Genomic DNA, 20,621 nt, shown 5'->3' on the forward strand with positions numbered 1-20,621 from the left:
GGCGGGAGCAGCCGGGACACTTCGGCCGGTGCCGAAGTGTCCGCCGCCTAGCGTCGGCTCCATGAACGTCTCCCGGTGCCGCTTCCGCCGAACCGTCTCCGCCGTCGAGCCGATCACGGGCGGCGATCACGCCGGGCAGGGCACCGCGTGACACCACTGGAAGGTCTCGCCGTGTTCGCCGCCGGGGTGGGCGCGGGCGGCATCAACACCGCCGTCGGCTCGGGGACGCTCATCACCTTTCCGGTTCTGCTCGCCACCGGCCTGCCGCCCGTCACCGCCACGGTCTCCAACGCGCTCGGGCTGATCCCCGGCAACATCAGCGGAGCCTTCGGCTACCGGGAGGAACTGCGCGGCCAGCGCCGGCGCATCCTGAAACTGGGCGTCGGTGCCCTGCTGGGAGGCCTGACGGGCGCCACGCTCCTGCTGGCCCTCCCCGCGACGGCGTTCGAGCGGATCGTGCCGGTCATGGTGGGGCTCGCCCTCGTTCTGGTCGCGTTCCAGCCCCTGATCGGCAAGTACCTGCGCGGCAGGCGCGAACGGACCGGCGTCCCGGCCCGCAGGGACGGTGGCCCTCTGCTGTTCACCGGCCTGACCCTCGCCAGCGTCTACGGCGGCTACTTCGCCGCCGCGCAGGGAATCATCTACGTGGCCGTGATGGGGACGCTCCTGGACGAGTCGCTGCAGCGGCTCACCGCCGTCAAGAACGTCCTGGTCGCCATCGTCAACACGGCCGCCGCGACGTTCTTCCTCTTCGTCGCGGACTTCGACTGGACGGCCGTCGCACTGATCGCCTGCGGCTCCGCGCTGGGCGGCCAGTTCGGGGCGAAGTTCGGCCGCCGCTTCAGCCCCGCGGCCCTACGAGCCCTGATCGTGGCGGTCGGCACCGTCGCGATCGTCCAACTGCTGCTCCGCTGAGCACGCATGGAACCCGAGTGGACCACCCGGGTTCCATGCGTGCCGGGTGGACTACTCGGCGGCGGACGTGTCCTTCCCGCTGAACGGCCCTTCCAGCGCCGCCCACTGCAACAGCATGATGGTCTTGGCGTCGGCGATCTCGCCGGTGCGGATCATGGACAGGGCCTGGCGGAAGGGCAGTTCGACGATCTCGATGTCCTCGCCCTCCTCGTCGAGGCCGCCGCCCTCGTGGGTGCGGGTGGCCGGTCCGTACGAGGCCGCGTAGAAGGTCACGCGCTCGGTGACCGATCCCGGGCTCATATAGACGTCGAAGACCCGCTGGACGTCGCCGACCGTGTGGCCGGTCTCCTCGATGACTTCGCGTCGTACGGCGACCTCGGGGTGTTCGTCGTCCTCGTCCAGCAGTCCGCCGGGGGTCTCGACGAGCATCCCGTCCGGGTGGCCGTTGACGTACACGGGATAGCGGAACTGACGGGTGAGCAGCACGGTTTCGCGGTCTGCGTCGTAGAGCAGGATCGTGGCGCCGTTGCCGCGGTCGTGCGTTTCGCGCTCCTGGGTGGACCAGGTGCCGTCGGCGTGCTGGAAGTCGAAGGTCGTGGTGCGCTCCACGTACCAGTGGCAGGACAGCAGTTTCACGCCCCGCACCTTGACCCGGTGGTTTCCCGTCAGGTCCAGGCCGATCCGGTCGAGTCCGGTGCGGCCCCTGCTGTCGGGGGTGTCGATGCCCGCGGTCATCGTGCGCCGGCCGGGGAGGAGGTGCGGGTGGTGCCGGAGGTGAATGTGCAGGTGGAACAAGTGGTCATGTCCTGCTTCTACCATCCTGGTCCGGTCCGTGTCAGGCAGGTCAGGGACCGGTGGACTCGCCGGTGGTCAGCCGGACCACGTTCGACCGCTCTCCGTAGGTGAAGGCCCGGACCCGGTAGGACGCCTCCTTCTCGGTGGGCAGGGTGATCAGACCTGTGGAATTGACGTCGGGATCGAGGACCACGACGGGTTGGTACGCCGAGCCCGTCCTCGTACGGGCCTCCAGCAGGAACCCCGACTCGTCGGAGGCACGGTCCGTCCACATGAAGAGAATGCCGTTCGCATGCTTGACCGTGGCCTTGAACCCGGTGGGGGCTCCGGCACCCGTGGAACGGAGGGGCCGGCCCGGGACCGTCCGCTTCGGATCCTTGCGAGCGGGCAGCCAGTCGTGGCTGGAGTTCTCGTCCGCCGCCGTCAGCTCCCCCTTCGGGAGGGTGACGCTCACCGGCTCCGAGACAGGACCCCGAAAGGCGCGCAGGCGGTAGAGGAAGGTGGTGTTCGGCATCAGGTCGGGGTGCCGGTAGCTCGTCACTTGAGGCGGCAGATACTGCAGGACGGTGTACGGTCCCGACTCCTCCGTCGCGAATTCGAGGACGTGGCCGGAGGCACCCGAACCGCCGCCCCGCCAGCGCAGGTCGATGTCGGTGGGCGTGGTGCGCTCGGCATGAAGCACGACCCCCGAGGCGGCATCGGCCTCCCCTGCCACGGGGTGCCCGGCGGTCGCGGGACCTCCGTCCACCCCTCTCCCGCCTGTCGTCCACGTGGCCGAGCAGGCCGACAGCGCCAGGACGAGAGCGAGGACGAGAGCTGTCGGCGCTGCGATGCGTACGGGAACACTCATGGGTTCTCGGCTACTTGCGCCAGAAGCGGACGTTGCTCCACACGACGGTGGCCGGTCCGCTGCCGCTGTTGGTGCGGTAGGCGCCGAACTTGTCGTAGAAGCTGCCGCCGGGGCTCGCGTAGGTGTGCTGGAGTGAGCCGTTGATGTACGTGCGGTGCGAACTGCCCACCTGGTGAACGGTGTTGACGCGGACCGTGGCACCGACGGTGCCCGCGTTCGACAGGGTGGCGCCTCCGTGGACCGCGTACAGGCGCCCGCCGCGTTCGACGGCGAGCATGAAGTACGGGCCCGCCGCGGACTCGTTGAAGGTCTGCTTGAGGCTGATGCGGGTGCCGCTGAGGCTGCTGATCCGGAAGTAGCCCTCGAACTGGCGGGTGCCACCGGTGTAGGTGGCGTACCGCCGCTCGGCGCGCTGGTCGCCGCTGGCCGTGGAGCAGGTGAGCTGGAAGGTCAGTCCGTCGACCTGTCCGCAGCCTCGCTCCTGGACGGTGTAGGTGGGAGAGACCGAGGTCCAGCCGCCGGGTTCCACCTCGGCGACGGCGTTCGGCAGGGCCATGAACGTTGAAGCGCACACCGCACCGGTCACGGTGAGCGCCCGAAAGCGCGTGAGCATGTCGGCTCCTTGGGTGTGGGGGGGCAGTCGAGATTCACAGACATGAACGATGACTGCCTTTTTGAACGACTGACTGGAAGGTAGGACTAGACCAACGGGCCGTCAAGAGGTCCATGTGCACCAGCCGTTCATCGCCGCGACCCGTCGCGGCCGACGAACCATCAGGTCATCCGTCCCGGACTCTTGACTCCGTTCACGTCAGTCGCGATTCTCGACCCATCGTTTGCACGAGTCATGACAACCAGCCGTGGGGTGTCGAGCCCCGACCGGCCGGCTCATCGACTGCGCCGTCCGCCGACCGAAGACGTGGGTGATGACCATGACTCAACAGCCGCACCACAGGCGCAGACCGGTCACGGTTCTGTCGTTGCTCCTGCTCGTGATGGCCGTGACACTCGGCCCCACCCCCAGTTCCGCGGCAGGGACGGACTGGTGGAACCCGGTCGCGCGACCCGCGCCCGACTCCCAGGTCAACGTCACCGGTGAGCCCTTCAAGGGGACCAACTCCCAGGGCGAGGTACGCGGGTTCGTCGACGCGCACAACCACATCATGGCCAACGAGGGCTTCGGCGGCCGACTCATCTGCGGCAAGCCGTTCTCCGACGCGGGAGTGGCCGACGCGCTCAAGGACTGCCCCGAGCACTACCCCGACGGCTCGCTCGCGGTCTTCGACTTCATCACCAAGGGCGGCGACGGCAAGCACGACCCCGACGGGTGGCCCACCTTCAAGGACTGGCCGGCCTACGACTCGCTGACCCACCAGCAGAACTACTACGCCTGGGTGGAGCGGGCCTGGCGCGGCGGCCAGCGCGTACTCGTCAACGACCTCGTCACCAACGGTGTGATCTGCTCGGTCTACCCCTTCAAGGACCGCAGCTGCGACGAGATGACGTCCATCCGTCTGCAGGCGAAGCTGACGTACGATCTACAGGCCCACATCGACAAGATGTACGGCGGCACGGGCAAGGGCTGGTTCCGGATCGTCACCGACAGCGAGCAGGCCCGGGGCGTCATCGAGCAGGGCAAGCTGGCCGTCGTCCTGGGCGTCGAGACCTCCGAGCCGTTCGGCTGCAAGCAGATCCTGGACATCGCCCAGTGCGACAAGGACGACATCGACGCCGGTCTGGACGAGCTGTACGACCTGGGCGTACGCAGCATGTTCCTCTGCCACAAGTTCGACAACGCGCTCTGCGGGGTCCGCTTCGACGAGGGCAGCCTGGGTACGGCGATCAACGTCGGCCAGTTCCTCTCGACCGGCACCTTCTGGCAGACGGAGAAGTGCACGGGCCCGCGGCGCGACAACCCTATCGGGGGTGCGGCGGCGCCGAGCGCCGAGAAGGAGCTGCCGGCGGGGGTCGAGGTCCCGTCGTACGACGACGACGCGCAGTGCAACAAACGCGGGCTCACCGAGCTCGGGGAATACGCCGTACGCGGCATGATGCAGCGCAACATGATGCTCGACGTCGACCATATGAGCGTCAAAGCCACCGGGCGGGTCCTCGACATCTTCGAGTCGGAGTCCTACCCCGGTGCGCTCTCCTCGCACAGCTGGATGGACCCCAACTGGACTGAGCGCGTGTACGGTCTCGGCGGCTTCGTCGCCCAGTACATGCGCGGATCCGAGGGGTTCAGCGCGGAGGCGGACCGCACCAAGGCACTGCGCGAAAAGTACGACGTCGGATATGGCTACGGCACCGACATGAACGGCGTCGGCGGCTGGCCGGCCCCGCGCGGCGCGGACGCCTCGAACCCCGTGACGTATCCCTTCCGCAGCACCGACGGCGGCTCGGTCATCGACAAGCAGACGACCGGTTCTCGCACCTGGGACCTGAACACCGACGGGGCCTCGCACTACGGGCTGGTCCCCGACTGGATCGAGGACATCCGGAAAGTCGGCGGCCAGGACGTCGTGGACGACCTCTTCCGGGGCGCCGAGTCGTATCTCGACACCTGGGGCGCGTCCGAGCGGCACAAGGCGGGGGTGAATCTCGCCAAGGGCGCCTCCGCGTCGGCCAGTTCGTCGGAGTCCAACCCGTTCACGAGCTACGCCCCCGGCCGGGCCGTGGACGGGAACACGGACACCCGCTGGGCGAGCGACTGGAGCGACGACCAGTGGCTCCGGATCGACCTCGGCTCCACGAGCACGGTCAGGCGTGTCACCCTCGAATGGGAGCGCGCCTACGCGAAGTCGTACCGCGTCGAGGTCTCCACCGACGGCACCACCTGGCAGTCCGTCTGGTCCACCACCGCCGGTGACGGCGGTCTGGACACGGCCCGGTTCAACGGCGTACCGGCCCGCCATGTACGGATCCTCGGGCTGGACCGGGGCACCGACTGGGGCTACTCCCTTTACGAGGTGGGCGTCTACAGCAGCTGACGCCCACCGGAACGAAGGGAACACCCATGGCACGGATGCCGTCGACCGAACGGCGTCGGCAGCTCACCGAAGCGGCCATCCGCGCGATGACCCGGGACGGCGTCTCCAGGACGACGACCCGGTCCATCGCCGCGGAGGCCGGTCTGTCCCTGAGCGTCTTCCACTACTGCTTCGACTCCAAGCAGGCCCTGATCGAGTCCGTCATCACGACGATCACCGAGCACTCCGTCACGGTGGTCAGGGAGGCGATCAGGCCGAAGGCAACCCTTCGGGAGACCGTCCGGGCCGGCTTCCAGGCCTACTGGGACCATGTGTCCGCGCATCCCGGCGAGCACATGCTCACGTACGAGCTGACGCAGTACGCCCTGCGTCAGCCGGGGTTCGAGCATCTGGCGCGACGGCAGTACCAGCTGTACTGCGACACCTACACCGAGCTCGTCGAGCAGCTCGCCCGCAGCATGGACTTCGAACTCCGCGTCCCGGCCCCCGTGCTGGCCCGCTATCTGGCCGCCATGACCGACGGTCTGACCCTGAACTTCCTTGTGCTGGGCGACGACGCGGCCTGGGCGGACATCCTCGACACGATCACCGACCATGTCGCGGGCCTCGTGCGCGATGCGGACGAACTGCCGCCCCGTACAGGATCCGGTCCCGCCGGTTCCTCTTTTTCGTCCCCCTGATGTGCCCCTTTACAAAAGGCCACTTGAGTGACGAAAGGCAATTCCAGTAAATGCAGCATGCATCAACAATGTTTCACCCAACGCCTCTTTGTGCTCCTGTGCGCCCCCACGGAAAGTGGATCTGGGGAGCCGACAGCAGTTGAACTGGGCAGGACATGACTCAAGCACCGAGCCGGTGGCACGTTCACCGATTTACGTGAGTCGACTGAGGCAGGTGGTATTCGATGAGCGACGCCATGCCCGAACCGGATCGACTATGGACTGTGGGCACTGCGCCAGGCATATTCCCAAGCATCAGCCACGGTATCGCTTTGTTCCGTCGCCCGTTGGCTTTTCTCAATTCCCTGCCCGCCCGAGGCGACCTGGTCGAGTTACGCCTGGGCCCGCTGCGGGCCTGGATGGTGTGCCACCCCGAGCTGGTCCACCGGGTGCTCATGGACCCGCGCACCTTCGACAAGGGAGGGTCGCAGTACGACAGGCTCCGGGCCCTGATGGGTGACGGTGTGGTCACCTGCCGCCAGGCGGCACACCGACGGCAGCGCACGCTGCTCCAGCCCGACTTCCGCGCCTCCCGCGTCGCCGACTACACGGAACTGATGGGCGAGGAGGCCGAGTCGGTGTGCCGAGCATGGCAGGCCGGACAGAGGATCGACGTCAGCGCGGCGATGATGGCCCTGACGACAAGGGTGACCAGCCGCGTCCTCCTCTCGGACTCGCTCGACGACGCCAGGGCCGCCCAGGTGCGCATCGCCCTCGGCACCATCGTCCGTGGCCTGTTCGTCCGCACGGTCGTGCCGGTCGACGCCCCGTTCCGTGTCCCCACGCCGGCGAACCGTCGCTATCGGCGTGCGGTCGACCGGCTGCACGGGATCATCGACTCCGTCATGGCGGAACGGCGGCGGGGCGCTCCCCGCGACGACGTGCTGGGGACGCTGCTGGCTGCCGCGCGCGACGGGGGCGAGGACGCGGCGGTCACCGAACAGGAAGTCCACGACCAGCTCATGACGCTCCTGCTCACCGGCGTGGAAACCACCGCACTGTGCATGGCCTCCGCCTTCAGCCTCCTGGCACAGCATCCGGAGACCGAGCGCCGGCTGCACGCCGAGGTCGACACCGTGCTCGACGGGCGGCGACGGCCCGGCCTCGACGACCTGTCGCGGCTCACCTACACCCGGTCCGCGGTCACCGAGACGCTGCGCCACTCACCACCGGGCTGGCTCTTCACCCGCGTCACGACCAGAGAGACGGAGCTCGCCGGGTGCCGACTCCCCCGGGGCGCCACGGTCCTGTACAGCCCCTATCTCCTGCACCACGATCCCGCGTCGTTCCCCGACCCCGAACTGTTCCTGCCCGAGCGCTGGTTGCCGGGTTCGGAGCGAAGCAGCGCCGCACAGCACCGCGCGATGCTCCCCTTCGCCACGGGAAGCCGCAAGTGCATCGGTGACGCGTTCGCGATGGCGGAGGCCACGGTGGCCGTCGCGGTCATCGCCGGTCACTGGCGGCTGCGCCATCCGCCCGGCCCCGTCCAACAACCGCGCCCCGCGGCGACGTTGGGCCCGAGGTCGCTGCAGATGATCTGCGAACCACGCTCACGCATACCGGTCGGCACACCGCCGCGCGCCCGTTCTCTCGCTCCCCCAACCACGGTGACATCCCGTACACAGGATCCCCGAACGGCAGGTGACAACGGTGTCGACGACGCATGAGGAAATCACGCTCGCCCTGCAAGAAGAAATTCCCGCGGACAACTTGAAGGACCTCATCGACGCCAATCTCTACATGCCGTTCCCTTTCCTGAGCAACCGCCATGAATCCGAATCGGCGGCAGGCGTCGACACCTGGCTGCGTACCTGGGGACTGACCGACGACCCGGCAGTGGCGGCCATGATCGCCAAAACCCGCCCGGCGGAACTCGCCTCCTACAACAGCCCGACCGTGGACCGCGACGTCCTCCAGATCGTGGCCAACCAAATCGCCTACCAGTTCATCTTCGACGACCTGGCGGAAGAGGTCGGCCGACGCCGACCGGGCCGCCTCCTGCCCATGCTCAGCGAGAGCATCGGAATCCTGCGCGACGGCCAGCCGCCCGTCACGCCCCTCGGGGCGGCCCTCGCCGATCTCCACCGCCAGGTCCAGGAACGGTGCACACCCGCACAGGCCGCACGGTGGGCCTGGAACAGCCGCGAGTACGTGCACGGTCTGCTGTACGAGGCGGTGGCCCAGACACACTCTCCTCCGGTGCGGATGGGATTGTGCAACTCGATACGTTCGCTGACCGCGGGCATCGAGCCTTTCTATCCGTTGTACGAAGCCGCGCAGCCTTGCGAACTCGCCCCCGAGGACCTGCATCACGCCACAATGCGGCGCCTGAGGCGTCTCTCGATCGATGCGGCAGTGTGGATAGCCGACCTCTTCTCCTCGGTGAAGGAGCAGCGGACCGGCGGAATGATCAACCTGGCCCTCGCCTATCAGCGTGCGTACAAGTGTTCCCTGCCGCAGGCCGTCACGCTGGCCATCCGACGGATCAACAGCACCATCGACGAGTTCGAGACGCTCTACGAGAAGATCAAGCCGGAGCTGAGCCCCGCCGGCGTCGGTTACGTGGAAGGCATGTCCGGCTGGATTCGCGGGTGCTACTACTGGTCCCGCACCGTGCCGCGCTATGCCGACGCGGCCGCAATGTCTTCCACCCACTGACAGCAGACCAGCCAACTTACGTTACCTGAAAGCAAGGCGCTCAAACCGTTCCGATGCATGATTCGCCCTTCCCTGTGTACTCATTGCTCAATACGACCACCCGATGTCCGCAAGGGCGTACGCTCATCGCTGCCTTCCGAAGGATCAACGAACAGGAAGCGGTAGGGCATATGGCGCACGAGCTGCGGCAACCGGACTCCGAGAGCCATCTGTTGCTGGAGCGCCATAGGGAACTCCGCGCGATCGACGCCGCGTTGGCCGACCTCAGTGATACAGGGGACGGTGTGCCGCGACCGCGCCACACCGGACTCCTCACCTTCACCGGCTCGGCCGGGCTGGGCAAGACAGCGCTCATGACGGAGGCACGCGCCCGGGCCGTTGCACACGGGTTCACGGTGTTCTCGGGCAAGGGCGGCGAGAAGGAGCAGGAGCTGGCCTTCCACGTGGTGCGCCAGCTCGTGCAACCCGCCCTGGCGGCGATGGACGAGCCCGAGCGCCGGGCCTTTCTGGGCAGTTGGTACGACATCGTCGCCGCCGCGCTCGGTCTGGAGGCGACGGGCAGCGCCCGGGTGCCTGACCCGACCGGGGTGCGCGACGGACTCGACTGGGTCATGACGCGCCTCGCGGTGATGAAGGCGCCCGTCATCCTGCTCCTGGACGACATGCACTGGGCCGATGTCGAGTCCCTGAACTGGCTCGCCTCCTTCGCCCCACGGGCCGAGGACCTCCCGCTGCTGATCGTCGCCGCCTACCGGCCCGACGAACTGCCAAGCGAGGCGGCGGTCTTCCGCACACTCGTCGAACGCCATCGGAACCGCCCCTACTCCCTCGCACCGCTCACGCCCGCGGGCGTGGCACGCATCGTCAGGGACGAGGTGGGCGAGGGAGCCGAGGACGAGTTCTGCGACGAGTGCTGGACGGCCACCGGCGGAAGCCCGTTCGAGGCCGTCGAGCTCGCCATCCGACTCGGCGAGCGCCGAATGAAGGGCACCCGGGACGAGTTGTCCTCGATGCGGGACCTCGCCTCGGCGGTCAAGGGACCCGGGCTGCTCGACCGGCTGCACCGGCTCGGTACGACCACCGTCCGCTTCGCGTGGGCCGCGGCCGTCCTCGGTACGTCCATCTCGCCGGAGCTTGCCGCCACCATCGCGGTGGTCGGCAGCGAGGAAGCCGCCGAGGCGACCGAGAGGTTGCGCACCGCTCGGATCCTGAAGGACGCCCCAGGTCAGGGAAGCGGCCTGGAGTTCGTACACCCCTTGATCGCGACAGCGGTCTACCGGGACATCTCCGCGAGTCTGCGGGTCGGTCTGCACAACGCGGCGGCGGAGGCGGTCCACGCCGCGGGGTTCGGGCCCACCGCCGCTTCCCGGCATCTGCTGGAAGTCCCGTGCGAGGGCAGGCCCGAGGCCGTCGCATGCCTTCGGGAGGCGGCCCGCGAGTACCTGTGCGCCGGGGCTCCGGAGGCCGCCCGGCGCGTCCTGACCCGGGCCCTTCAAGAGCCGCCCCTTCCGGAGGACCGGGCGGCGCTCCTCCACGAACTCGCGTGCTCGACCTTCCTGATCGAACCCGCGGCCACCGTCAGCCACCTCCGGGCGGCTCTCGCGGAACCCGGGGTCGACCCCGATCTGCGCGCCTCCATCGTCTACCGGCTGACCCAGGCGCTGGCCCACCTCGACCGGGTGGCCGAGGCCGCGGCCGTGGCCGCCGACGAGGCGCAGCAGGCGACCAATCCGCGTATCCGACTGCGCATGCAGGCCGACCACTTCGTATGGAGCGCGTTCCGCACCGACGAGCCCGACTCGGCCGCCCGCTCGCGCAGGCTGACACGGCTGGCCGCGCGGCTGACCGGCCGTGGTCTGGAGGAGCGGTACATCCTGGGCCTTCGGTCCTGGGACGCGATGATGCGGGGCGAGCCGCGGCAGACCGTTCTTGAGTATGCCGAGGAGTCCTTGCGGGGCGGGCTGAGCTGGACCGCCGAGAACCGGGGCTTCGAGCTGCCCGTTTCCGTCGCCCTCGTCTTCATGTACTGCGACCAGCCACGACGGGCCGAGGAACTGTTCACCAAGGGAATGGCCGAGTGCGAGACCAAAGGCTGGCGCGGCTCCCACCTGGCCGTCGGCCAGACCCTCTTCGGCTACATCCGCTACCGTCGCGGTTGCCTCACCGAGGCGGAGGAATTCGTACGTGAGGGACTGCGCACCGCCGACCGGGTGGAAGGAGCGGTGCCCGCCCAGTGGTTCGCCATCGGCATCCTCATTCAGATCCTCCTCGCCCGCGGGCGGACCGACGAAGCGCGGCAGCTCGCCGACTTCTACCACTACGGCGAAGTGGTCCCGAACGCTGTCATCTACCCGGATCCCCGCACGGTGTACGCCGATCTGCTCCTGGCAGAGGGCAGGCACTCCGAGGCCGAGCACCTGTTGTCCGCGGTAGGCGAATGGCTGGAGTCACGATCCTGGAGAAATCCGACCTGGTGCCCCTGGCAGCTGAATCTCGCGTCCGCCATCGCTCCCACCGCTCCCGACCGGGCGATCCGTCTCGCCCAGGACGCCGTCAAGCGGGCCCGTGACTTCGGGGCGGCCTCCGCGATCGGCCAGGCGCTCCACACCGAGGCCGAGGTGACGGGCGGACCTGCGTCGCTCGACCTGCACACGGAGGCGATCGAGCATCTCGAACGGTCGCCCGCCTCGTACGAGTTGGCCCGTGCGCTGGTCGGCCACGGTGCCGCGCTGTCCCGGAACGGCAGGCTGCAGGAGGCCGCTGACCGGCTCTACCAAGGCCAGGAAGGCGCCGTCCACTGCGGTGCCGAGGCGCTGGCAACCCGGGCCAGGGCAGAACTCTCGGCGGCCGGACTGCGGCCACTGCCCCTTCGCTACGGACAGACGGACACACTCACCGCCCCGGAACGCAAGGCCGCCGAGATGACGGCCCAGGGGCTCCAGGCAGGGGTGGTCGCGAAGGCGCTGAGCCTCACCGAGCAGGGTGTGACGCGACTGCTCTCCTCGGTCTACCGCAAGATCGGCACCGACGCCGCCGGCCTCGCCAGAGCCCTGGAGACCTTCCCCCGCCCTCGTCCGTGACCTGATGGTCAGGAAGCCCGGGTCCGGACCGTCCGGACCCGGGCTTCGTGTTCCCTTCGCCCAGTGGCTCACTCCGCGACCACAGCCGGCCGCGCGCTCCTACGACCGCCGTCACCCGCACCTGATAGCTTCTACATCGCTGTAGAAATATGCGGCGGTCGGAGCCTCCACGGGCTCGGGCCCACCTCTGACGCAAACCGGAGTTCTCATGGCCCTGTGGGACCGCATCAAAGAGTCCGCATCGACGATGCAGACCCAGTTGGTGACGAAGAAGAACGACCTCAAGAGCGGCGCCTTCCGTGACGCCAGCATGGCGATGTGCGCGCTGGTCGCGGCCGCAGACGGCACGATCGACCCGGCCGAGCGCCGCCGCGTGGCCCAGCTCATCGCCACCAACGAGGTTCTGCAGAACTTCCCCGCCGCCGATCTCCAGCGCCGCTTCGACGGCAATCTCGACAAGCTGGTCGCCGACTTCGACTTCGGCAAGGTCAGCGTCCTTCAGGAGATAGCCAAGGCGAAGAAGAAGCCCGCCGAGGCGCGTGCCGTGATCCAGATCGGCATCGTCATCGGCGGCGCCGACGGCGACTTCGACAAGACCGAACAGGCCGTAGTCCGCGAGGCGTGCTTCACCCTGGACCTGCCGCCCCACGAGTTCGACCTCTGACCGGACCGCGCCTTTTCAGGCCGGGCCGTACCCCCACGGGCGACGGCCCGGCCTGTCGCGACCCGGGAGAGCCGGACCGCCGCCCGGTCAGACCACGCGACGACGAATCCACCAGGCGCAGAAGCCGCCCAGCGCGAGCGCGAGCCCGAGGAAGACGCCGGTCTCGGCCCACTGCAGGGTCCAGAAATTCCCGGCGGGCTGATAGACGACCTCTTGCCGGTAGCCGGCCTCGCCGAGGGCGGCGGCGCAGTCCGACATGGATGGGCAGTCGGTCAAGGACATGGGCAGCGGGACCGGGTCTCCGGAGGCGTTGACGGTCTGTTCCGACAGGACCCAGGCACCGGGTTGGCCGAAGTCCACCTCCCGTACGGAGTCGACGCCGATGGTCACCGGTTTCGCCTCGGTGAACGACAGGCTCGCCTGCACGGATGCCGCCAGGTGCGGCCGGACCCACAAGGGCATGACGATCTGGACGGCGGCGTAGGTCGCCAGGGTGGCGGCCATCGCGGGCACGGTACGACGGACGAGGACGCCAAGGGTGCCCCCCAGGATGAACGCGAAAGCGGCATGGCCGATGGGGACCACGCCCCGCGCGCCGAAGACCAGCGGATCGATGCGCGGGTAGAAGGGGTCCGCGCCGGTTCCGCCGCTGTTGACGGCTTGATCGATCGGCCCGCTCCACCAGGTCACCGCCAGGCCGGCCAGTGCTGCGGCTGTCACCGCCGCAGCTCCGGTGACACCGAGCTTGGTCGCGAGCCAGCGGGTGCGGCTGACGCTCTGGTTCCACGCGAGGCGGTGGGTGCCGGTCTCCAACTCGCGGGCGACCAGCGGCGCGCCCCAGAACATGCCGATGACGGCCGGTACGAGAAGGACGACCGCGAGGCCGAGGTAGTACACGGTCTGGTCGGCGCTGGTGATCCGGCCGAACAGGTCGTCTCCCGCGGTGTCGTACAGGTCCGCCAACTGCGGACCCGTGACGGCGAGGAGCAGGGTGAGCAAGACCAGCGCGGTGTAGATCACCGTGGCCTGGGTGCGGAACTGGCGCCAGGTCAGCCAGATCATCGAAGGACCTCCAGCGCGGGCCGGGAATCGCGGACGGCGTCGGCGGGCCGGGTCATGTAGGCCAGGACGATGTCCTCCAGGCTGAGCGGGGTGACGGTCCAGGACGGGTCGTGGACCGGGGTGTCGGTGCGCACCAGCAGGGTGCTCTGGCGGTCGGTGTGGCTGGCGGAGATGACGTACTGGCCCGCCGGGAGGGTGGCCGGGTCGCGGCGGGGTCCGGTGAGCCGGTGATGGGTGGCCTGCAGATCGTCGATGTCGCCTGCCACCTGTACCCGGGAGTCGACCAGCACGATGACGTAGTCGCAGGACCGCTCCACGTCGGAGACGAGGTGGGAGGAGAGCACGACGCTCAGCTGCTGATCGGCAACGGCCTCCATGAGGTCCCGCATGAACTCCCGGCGGGCGAGCGGGTCGAGCGCAGCGACCGGCTCGTCGAGGATGAGCAGTTCGGGCCGCTTGGCGATGCCGAGGGTGAGGGCGAGTTGCGCGCGCTGGCCGCCGGAGAGCCTCCCGGCCCGCTGTGCGGGGTCCAGGCCGAGCCGCGCGATCCGGTCCCGGGCCAGGGCGTCATCCCAGCCAGGGTTGAGACGGGCGCCGAGCCTGAGGTGGTCGGCGACGCTCAAGGCGGCGTACGTCGGGGTGTCCTGGGCGACGAAACCGACCTTGGCCAGTTGCGCGGGCCCTGCGGACGGTCTGCCGCCGCACACCTCGATGGTGCCGGCGGTCGGCGTGAGCATCCCGGAGGCCAGGTTCAACAGCGTTGACTTTCCTGCCCCGTTGGGGCCGACCAGGCCGACCACCCGTCCGGTGGGCACGTCGAGGTCGCAGCTCCGGAGCGCCCAGCGCTGCTTGTACTTCCTGCCCAGGGCCTGGGCCCGTAAGACGGCGCTCACGCCACGTCCTCTCCTGCGGCGGTCCGAAAGGTGGTCATGAACAGGGCCTCGATGGATTCCTCGTCGAGCCCTGCCAGGCGGGCCTTGGTCAGCCAGCGCCGCAGGTCCTGGCGGAGCGGGCCGTGCGCCGCGAGCGTGGAGTCGGCCAGCGTCCGCGTCACGAACGTCCCCACACCCGGCCGGGCGGCCACCAAACCCTCGTGCTCCAGCTCCCGGTACGCCTTCAGCACGGTGTTCGGGTTGATCGCCAGTCGTCCCGCCACGTCCTTGACCGTCGGGAGCCGGTCCCCCTCTTCCAACAGACCCAGCCTCAGCGCGTGCCGCACCTGCTGGACCAGCTGCTGGTACGGAGACAGGCCGGACCGGTCGTTCAGGTGGAACTCAATCACCGGTTCCTCCATTTATCTAGTTGCCTAGTACTTTAGCTTCCTAGGTTGCTAGCTCGTCAAGGCATGCCGGACCCCAACTGCACAGCAGAGTCGTGGTGTTGAACATCGGCAGCACCCACCGCGGCCCCGCCTCCGGGCTGTTCGTCCTCGAAGGCGGGCGCGTGAAGGTCCGACCGGGGCCGCCGGCTCAGAGTGGTGTCGCGGCGTGCAGGATGAGGACCATCGTCACGGCGGAGTTGGCCGAGGACATCGCGGAGAGTGCCGTGCCGACGGCCGCCGCCCAGGTGGCCATGCCGACCGTGGTGAACAGGGAGGGCCAGTTGCGTACAGCGGGAGCGGGTTCCAGGAGGGCCGCCACTCGGCGGGGTACCGGGCCCGGTGCGGCGAAGCCGGCGAGTGTCGGGAGGGGAGTGCCTCGGGAGGCCAGCGCCGCCTTGCCGATCGCGCATGCCACAGCCCTGCGGCTGCCCACGGCACGGGCCGCCTCTTCGTCGGCCCAGCGTTCCGCCGTGTAGGACACGGCCGTTCGCAGGGGTCGCAGGAACGGGTTGGCGCGGGCCGCGAGTTGTACGACCAGGAGGAAGCGGTGGTGGCGGGCTGTCAGATGGGCGCGCTCATGGGCGAACAGGGCGCGCCGTTCGGCGGGTTCGAGGCAGGACAGCAGGGCGGTGGTGACCACGACCCGGTCACGGGCTCCGCCGGGCAGGGCGTACGCGTAGGGCGTCTCGTCGGGGAGCACCGCGACCCCCGTACCGGGCAGTCCGGCCAGCGCGCGGTGGGCGCGGCGGCGCACCCTGCCGTGCCGCCACAGCGTTCCCACGCACACCACGGCCACGGCCAGGAGGGCGGGGATGGCCGCTCGTCCGGCGACCTCGTCGTACGGGACGGCCGCGCGCACCTCGGGGTCCGACCACCCGTCGGGCAGCGGGTTTCCGGGCAGTTGCGCGGTACCGACGACCATCAGCAGCCCCAGGCACACCGTGCTGCAGACGGCCATGACACCGGCCACGCCGGTCAGCAGCCGGGTCGCGGTGCCCGGATGCAGGCGCTGCTCGGCCAGCCGGGCGATCGGCCAGGCCGTCAGGGGCAGGACCAAGGGCAGAAAGACGAACACCCCCATGAGGCTTCAGTCTTCCCTCTCCGTCTCGGGCTGCCCCAGCAGTTCACGCAGCAGCCGCTCGTCGTCCGGCGACAGCGCGGTGACGAAGCTGGCCAGCACCGCCTCCCGGTCCGGTTCGCCGTCCAGCACCTTGCGCATCTTCCGGGCGGCGAGCCCGGCCTCGTCCGACGCGGGTGTCCACGCGAACGACCGTCCCGCGCGCTCCCGGGTCACCGCGCCCTTGGCCAGCAGCCGGGTGAGGATCGTGATCACGGTCGTATAGGCGAGGTCCCCGCCGAGGCGGTCCTGCACCCAGCCCGCCGTCGCCGGTCCCTCCGCCTCCCGCAAGGCCGACAGGACCTGCACCTCCAGCTCACCCTGTCCCCGCCGCCGGGGACGCCGCCGGTGATCCGTCACGCCCTGCCTCCCTTCCGCTGCCGCGCACTCACACTTCACGGGCGGTCCATCGTATAGAGATCCGCTCGCGCTCCACTCGCCGGAGAACCGCCGCCTCGTTCGGACCGGCCTCGCGACCGAGTACGACCGACCCACTCCCCATATTTCTACAGTGATGTAGATTTATTTTTCGGGTTCACCATTCGGACCCGGCACCGCACACACCGCACAACCGAGGATGAAGGAGAGCAGCGTGGGAGTTTCCCTGGCCAAAGGCGGCAATGTCTCGCTCAGCAAGGAGGCTCCGGGCCTGACCGCGGTCCTGGTCGGCCTGGGCTGGGACGTCCGGACGACGACGGGCACCGACTACGACCTCGACGCGTCCGCGCTGCTGCTGAACGAGGCCGGCAAGGTCGCCTCCGACACGCAGTTCGTCTTCTACAACAACCTCACCAGCCCGGACGGGTCGGTCGAGCACACCGGTGACAACCTCACCGGCGAGGGCGAGGGCGACGACGAGGTCATCAAGGTGAACCTCGCCGGCGTGCCGGCCGACGTCACCCGGATCGTCTTCCCGGTGTCCATCCACGACGCCGAGAACCGCGGCCAGAGCTTCGGCCAGGTCCGTGGCGCGTTCATCCGGATCGTCAACCAGGCCGGCGGCGCCGAGATCGCCCGCTACGACCTGTCCGAGGACGCCGCCACCGAGACCGCGATGGTCTTCGGCGAGCTGTACCGCAACGGCGCGGAGTGGAAGTTCCGTGCCGTGGGCCAGGGTTACGCGTCCGGTCTGGCCGGAATCGCCTCCGACTTCGGCGTCGGTGTCTGAGCGAGCGGCTCCCGCCCTCCGTATCCACGGACCCGCCCCCTTCACCGGGGCGGGCCCGCGCCCCGCCTGAAGCGGGCCGCACCTCCATCGTGCGAGCCACCCAGGGAGACCACTTGGCCGGCCCGCCCCGCCTCCGCCCGGAGGACCGAGCGGATTTCGAGGACGTACTGCGCCGGGCGCTGAGCACGACGGACATCCGTACGGCGCTGCTCGCCGACCCCACGAGCGCGGCAGCCACGCGGTTGCGCGCCCAGGCGCTTCGGGCCGCGGACGAGATCACGGCCGCGGCAAGTGACGAGTACCGCGAGTACCTCGCCGCGCGAGCGGTCATGGAGCGCGGCCGGCAGTCCCGTACCTCCGAGGAGCACGGTCGGCAGTCCCGGACGACCGTGGAGCACGGTCGGCAGTCCGGGGCGACCGTGGAGCACGACAGGCAGCCCCAACCGGCCGATCCCGGAGCCTTGTTGCCCGCCCTCGCCGCGCTCACTCCGCCGATCGCCGGCACGGCGGCGGCGGTCCTGCTCGTGCTCGGGTACAGCCTTCGGCTCGCCGACGCGCAGGGCCCGATGGGCGGTTCGCTCGTCACGGCCGGCTGGGTGTTCGCGCTCATCGCGGCCGCGAGCGCCCTCGCCGGGCTGACCGCACTGCTGTGCACCGCGTTGCGCACCCGCCCCGGCCACGGCGACCGGACCGGGGCATCGGCCCGTAACCTGCACCATGCCCGTGCGAGGTGGCAGCGGGCGCTGCTGGAGCGCGGTGTGCTGCCCTACCTCCGCCGGCAGCTCGCCACCACCCGCTTCGACTGACTCCCCGCACCGCGCCATCCAGCACTGTGCCGCCCGCCCCCGCACCACCCCGTCCCCGCAGTGCCCGAGCCACGACCGGCGCGGGCAGAGAAGAAGGCAGGACCCGAATGTTCGGACTGAGTGAAGCCGCGATCATCCTTGTCGTCGTCATCCTCGTCCTCGCCGCCAAGAAGCTCCCCGATCTGGCCCGCTCGGCGGGCAAGTCGGCCCGCATCCTCAAGGCCGAGGCCGCGGCGGCGCAGGACGAGCCGGCCGGGGCGGACGGGCAGACGGCTCCCCGCGTCATCCCGGGCGAGACCGTCGGCCCGCGGCACGACACCCCTCTCACCGACACCGTCCGGCCCTCCGCAGCGCCCGACCCCACGCAGCCGGACTCCGGGCAGCCCCGTCCACAGGAGTGAAGCAGGGCATCACGGTCACGGGTCCGGGATCCTCAAGGCACGCAGCAGCATGGGGAGGGAGCGGTACAGCTCACGCTTCCAGTACGCAGGCGAATGCGTCCCGGCACCGGAAGTGGGTGGTCACCGGAGCCCCGACGGCCGCCAGGCGAGTGGCCAGGGACCGCTCCCGCTCCTCCTCCGCGCGGACGGCACGGGCCGCGTACTCGTCCATCAACTGTCGCCGCGTACGGATGACTTCGCCGAGGAGCAGCGGCACCAGCGGCCAGATCATCTCCAGCAGGGGCAACCCCTGCGGGTTGGCCACGTCACGCCCCACCCGCAGCGCGACCGTGCCCGAGACGAGGGACGCGGCGAGCCCCGTCCACAGGGTGCGCCGCCGGTCGCCCAGCACCGCGACGGTGTACAGGGCGACGATCACCGGCAGGTTGAGCAGCTCCCCGATGTGCCCGTGCAGCGCCCAGCCCGCGCAGGCGGCGCCCGTGACGATCGCGACCGGGACCGGCCACCGTCGGCGCCACACGAGCGCGGTCAGGGAGACCGCGAGCAGCAGCCAGGTCAGCCCGTCCGCCTGCTGGTAGTCGGGGTCGTTGGACGCGGCGTCCGACGCCGTGAACAGCCCGACCACGGCGACCACCAGCAGATCCGCGGTCAGCGGCGACAGCGATCGCGCACGCTCCACCAGTCCGTCGAAGCTCGTCACGCCATCACCGTATGGGCCGGATCATCCCGGCGCATACGCCGCCGGGAGTAGCCCGCGAGACTCGTCGGCCCCCGCAGTCGCTAGGACTTGCGGCGGGGCTTTCCGCGTTTCGTTCCCTTGGGGGCGCCGGAGCCTGTCCGTGGGCTCCTGCCGGTCGGCTTGCCCGTTGCCTTGCCCGAAGCGGGTTTCCGACGGGCGTTGTCCTTGTCGGAGCCCTTGCTCTTGGACTGGGACTCGCCCTTCGGCTGCGACTGGGCCGTGGAACGGCCCCGGGTGCTGTTGACGGTCCGGCCGCGGACGATGCCGATGAAGTCCTCGACCAGGTCCGTGGTCCGGTCCTCCGGCCAGGACAGGGCGACACGCGACTCGGGGGCGTCGGTGACCGGCCGGTACGTGAGGTCCTTGCGGTGGTGGAGGCGGGCGAGCGACTGCGGGACCACCAGGAGTCCCACCCCCGCCGCCACGAGTTCGATCGCGTCCTCCGTCGTCGCGGGGCGCTCGATCGCGGGGCGGCCCGGCAGCTGCTCCCAGTCGAGGGTGTCGTCGAGGGGGTGCAGCACGATGTCGTCCGCAAGGTCCTCGGCGGGCACCTCGTCGACCGCCGCCACGACGTGGTCCTTCGGGACCACGACGACGGTCGTCTCGGTGTAGAGGGGGATCGCGCTGAGGTCCGTACGGTCGACCGGCAGCCGTACGAATCCCGCGTCGGCGTCGCCGCGCCGCAGCACGTCGAAGACCTCGGCGAGGGACACCGCGAGGAGGGTGAGGGGGACGTCGGGCAGCCGCTCGTTCCAGATCCGCACCCACTTGCTGGGCGTCACTCCCGGGACATACGCGAGCCGGAACGAAGGGGAATCTTCCGAGCCTGTCACCTGGCCAGGTTACCCGGCGTGGTCGGCGGTGGTTCACATGCTCGATACCCTGGACACCATGACGTCGCACCAGAACACCCAGACGATGAAGCCCGCGACCGCGGCCAAGAAACTGGGTGTGTACCTCGAGGCCACCCCCACCGAGTTCCAGGAGGGTGTCGTCTCGCGATCCGAGCTCACCGCACTGCAGGCCGACCCCCCGCAGTGGCTGCAGGACCTGCGACGCGACGGCCCGCACCCCCGACCGGTGGTCGCGGCGAAGCTGGGCGTCTCCATCGCGGGGCTCGCGCGCGGCGGTGTCACGGAGGCTCTCACCACGGAGCAGATCGAGACGCTGAAGGCCGAGGGTCCCGAGTGGCTCCAGAAGGAGCGCGCCACGCAGGCCGAGGTCCGCAAGGAAGCGGTCCGCATCAAGGAGAAGAACGCGGAGCGCGACGACAAGGGCGACCAGCCGCATAAGTAACGGTCCTCGGACCGCCTCAGCATTCCCTCGAACCGCCGCG

Annotated in this window: 20 protein-coding genes and 1 pseudogene; 11 read left to right on the forward strand and 10 right to left on the reverse strand. The window is 69.6% G+C overall.

Features of this window, described 5'->3' with window-relative positions; genetic code table 11:
• Nucleotides 1-147: 147 nt before the first annotated feature.
• Nucleotides 148-915, forward strand: coding sequence for a sulfite exporter TauE/SafE family protein (locus O3Q52_RS17655; RefSeq protein ID WP_269649745.1), 768 nt, complete (start codon nt 148-150; stop codon nt 913-915).
• 51 nt (nt 916-966) lie between these two features.
• Here O3Q52_RS17655 and O3Q52_RS17660 read toward each other — a convergent pair whose 3' ends face one another.
• The 3 genes from O3Q52_RS17660 to O3Q52_RS17670 form a co-directional block, all read right to left on the reverse strand.
• Nucleotides 967-1,650: an NUDIX domain-containing protein gene (locus O3Q52_RS17660; RefSeq protein ID WP_269649770.1), complete on the reverse strand. Its 684-nt coding sequence runs from the start codon at nt 1,648-1,650 to the stop codon at nt 967-969.
• 109 nt (nt 1,651-1,759) lie between these two features.
• On the reverse strand, nt 1,760-2,560 hold the full coding sequence (locus tag O3Q52_RS17665; protein WP_269649746.1) for a fibronectin type III domain-containing protein: 801 nt from the start codon (nt 2,558-2,560) through the stop codon (nt 1,760-1,762).
• A gap of 10 nt (nt 2,561-2,570) precedes the next feature.
• A complete protein-coding gene (locus tag O3Q52_RS17670) occupies nt 2,571-3,173 on the reverse strand; it encodes a hypothetical protein (protein WP_269649747.1) in 603 nt (200 codons plus the stop codon).
• Between the two features lie 313 nt (nt 3,174-3,486).
• Between O3Q52_RS17670 and O3Q52_RS17675 the strand changes: the two genes are divergently transcribed.
• From O3Q52_RS17675 to O3Q52_RS17700, 6 genes are all read left to right on the forward strand, one after another.
• Nucleotides 3,487-5,550: a discoidin domain-containing protein gene (locus tag O3Q52_RS17675; RefSeq protein ID WP_269649748.1), complete on the forward strand. Its 2,064-nt coding sequence runs from the start codon at nt 3,487-3,489 to the stop codon at nt 5,548-5,550.
• Nucleotides 5,551-5,576: 26 nt separating this feature from the next.
• Nucleotides 5,577-6,230: a TetR/AcrR family transcriptional regulator gene (locus O3Q52_RS17680; protein ID WP_269649749.1), complete on the forward strand. Its 654-nt coding sequence runs from the start codon at nt 5,577-5,579 to the stop codon at nt 6,228-6,230.
• Between the two features lie 326 nt (nt 6,231-6,556).
• Entirely contained in the window at nt 6,557-7,936 is a 1,380-nt protein-coding gene (locus O3Q52_RS17685) for a cytochrome P450 (RefSeq protein ID WP_269649750.1), read from the forward strand.
• Nucleotides 7,911-8,927, forward strand: coding sequence for a (-)-alpha-amorphene synthase (locus O3Q52_RS17690; RefSeq protein ID WP_269649751.1), 1,017 nt, complete (start codon nt 7,911-7,913; stop codon nt 8,925-8,927). The genes O3Q52_RS17685 and O3Q52_RS17690 overlap by 26 nt, the downstream gene beginning before the upstream one ends.
• A gap of 170 nt (nt 8,928-9,097) precedes the next feature.
• Nucleotides 9,098-12,007 carry an AAA family ATPase gene (locus O3Q52_RS17695; RefSeq protein ID WP_269649752.1) on the forward strand — a complete coding sequence of 970 codons (2,910 nt, stop codon included), beginning with the start codon at nt 9,098-9,100 and terminating at the stop codon, nt 12,005-12,007.
• Nucleotides 12,008-12,215: 208 nt separating this feature from the next.
• The gene (locus O3Q52_RS17700; RefSeq protein WP_269649753.1) at nt 12,216-12,671 is read left to right on the forward strand and encodes a tellurite resistance TerB family protein; all 456 of its coding nucleotides are present in this window, start codon (nt 12,216-12,218) and stop codon (nt 12,669-12,671) included.
• 87 nt (nt 12,672-12,758) lie between these two features.
• On the opposite strand, the gene O3Q52_RS17705 is transcribed toward O3Q52_RS17700, so the two are convergent.
• From O3Q52_RS17705 to O3Q52_RS17725, 5 genes are all read right to left on the reverse strand, one after another.
• On the reverse strand, nt 12,759-13,733 hold the full coding sequence (locus O3Q52_RS17705) for a transporter (protein ID WP_269649754.1): 975 nt from the start codon (nt 13,731-13,733) through the stop codon (nt 12,759-12,761).
• A complete protein-coding gene (locus O3Q52_RS17710; RefSeq protein WP_269649755.1) occupies nt 13,730-14,626 on the reverse strand; it encodes an ABC transporter ATP-binding protein in 897 nt (298 codons plus the stop codon). The genes O3Q52_RS17705 and O3Q52_RS17710 overlap by 4 nt, the downstream gene beginning before the upstream one ends.
• Nucleotides 14,623-15,027, reverse strand: coding sequence for a GntR family transcriptional regulator (locus O3Q52_RS17715; protein ID WP_269649756.1), 405 nt, complete (start codon nt 15,025-15,027; stop codon nt 14,623-14,625). Before O3Q52_RS17715 ends, O3Q52_RS17710 begins: the two co-directional genes overlap by 4 nt.
• Nucleotides 15,028-15,202: 175 nt before the next feature.
• Nucleotides 15,203-16,135, reverse strand: coding sequence for a M56 family metallopeptidase (locus O3Q52_RS17720; protein ID WP_269649757.1), 933 nt, complete (start codon nt 16,133-16,135; stop codon nt 15,203-15,205).
• A gap of 6 nt (nt 16,136-16,141) precedes the next feature.
• Nucleotides 16,142-16,531, reverse strand: a complete 390-nt coding sequence (locus tag O3Q52_RS17725; RefSeq protein ID WP_055617888.1) for a BlaI/MecI/CopY family transcriptional regulator — start codon at nt 16,529-16,531, stop codon at nt 16,142-16,144.
• 232 nt (nt 16,532-16,763) lie between these two features.
• On the opposite strand from O3Q52_RS17725, the gene O3Q52_RS17730 reads away from it, so the two are divergent.
• From O3Q52_RS17730 to O3Q52_RS17740, 3 genes are all read left to right on the forward strand, one after another.
• Nucleotides 16,764-17,339, forward strand: coding sequence for a TerD family protein (locus tag O3Q52_RS17730; protein WP_055617887.1), 576 nt, complete (start codon nt 16,764-16,766; stop codon nt 17,337-17,339).
• Between the two features lie 113 nt (nt 17,340-17,452).
• Complete coding sequence (locus O3Q52_RS17735) at nt 17,453-18,145, forward strand: hypothetical protein (protein WP_269649758.1); 693 nt, start codon at nt 17,453-17,455, stop codon at nt 18,143-18,145.
• A 107-nt stretch (nt 18,146-18,252) separates the two neighbouring features.
• Complete coding sequence (locus O3Q52_RS17740) at nt 18,253-18,546, forward strand: twin-arginine translocase TatA/TatE family subunit (RefSeq protein WP_269649759.1); 294 nt, start codon at nt 18,253-18,255, stop codon at nt 18,544-18,546.
• Between the two features lie 160 nt (nt 18,547-18,706).
• Here the strand turns inward: O3Q52_RS17740 and O3Q52_RS17745 are convergent.
• Nucleotides 18,707-19,246: pseudogene (locus tag O3Q52_RS17745) on the reverse strand (sensor histidine kinase); the annotation flags it as partial.
• 80 nt (nt 19,247-19,326) lie between these two features.
• Entirely contained in the window at nt 19,327-20,118 is a 792-nt protein-coding gene (locus tag O3Q52_RS17750) for a LysR substrate-binding domain-containing protein (RefSeq protein ID WP_269649760.1), read from the reverse strand.
• 37 nt (nt 20,119-20,155) lie between these two features.
• On the opposite strand from O3Q52_RS17750, the gene O3Q52_RS17755 reads away from it, so the two are divergent.
• The gene (locus tag O3Q52_RS17755) at nt 20,156-20,581 is read left to right on the forward strand and encodes a DUF5997 family protein (RefSeq protein WP_269649761.1); all 426 of its coding nucleotides are present in this window, start codon (nt 20,156-20,158) and stop codon (nt 20,579-20,581) included.
• The last annotated feature ends 40 nt before the right edge of the window (nt 20,582-20,621 follow it).

Origin of the sequence: Streptomyces sp. ActVer, assembly GCF_027270795.1 — a bacterium.
In the GTDB taxonomy this organism is placed as follows: domain Bacteria; phylum Actinomycetota; class Actinomycetes; order Streptomycetales; family Streptomycetaceae; genus Streptomyces; species Streptomyces umbrinus_A.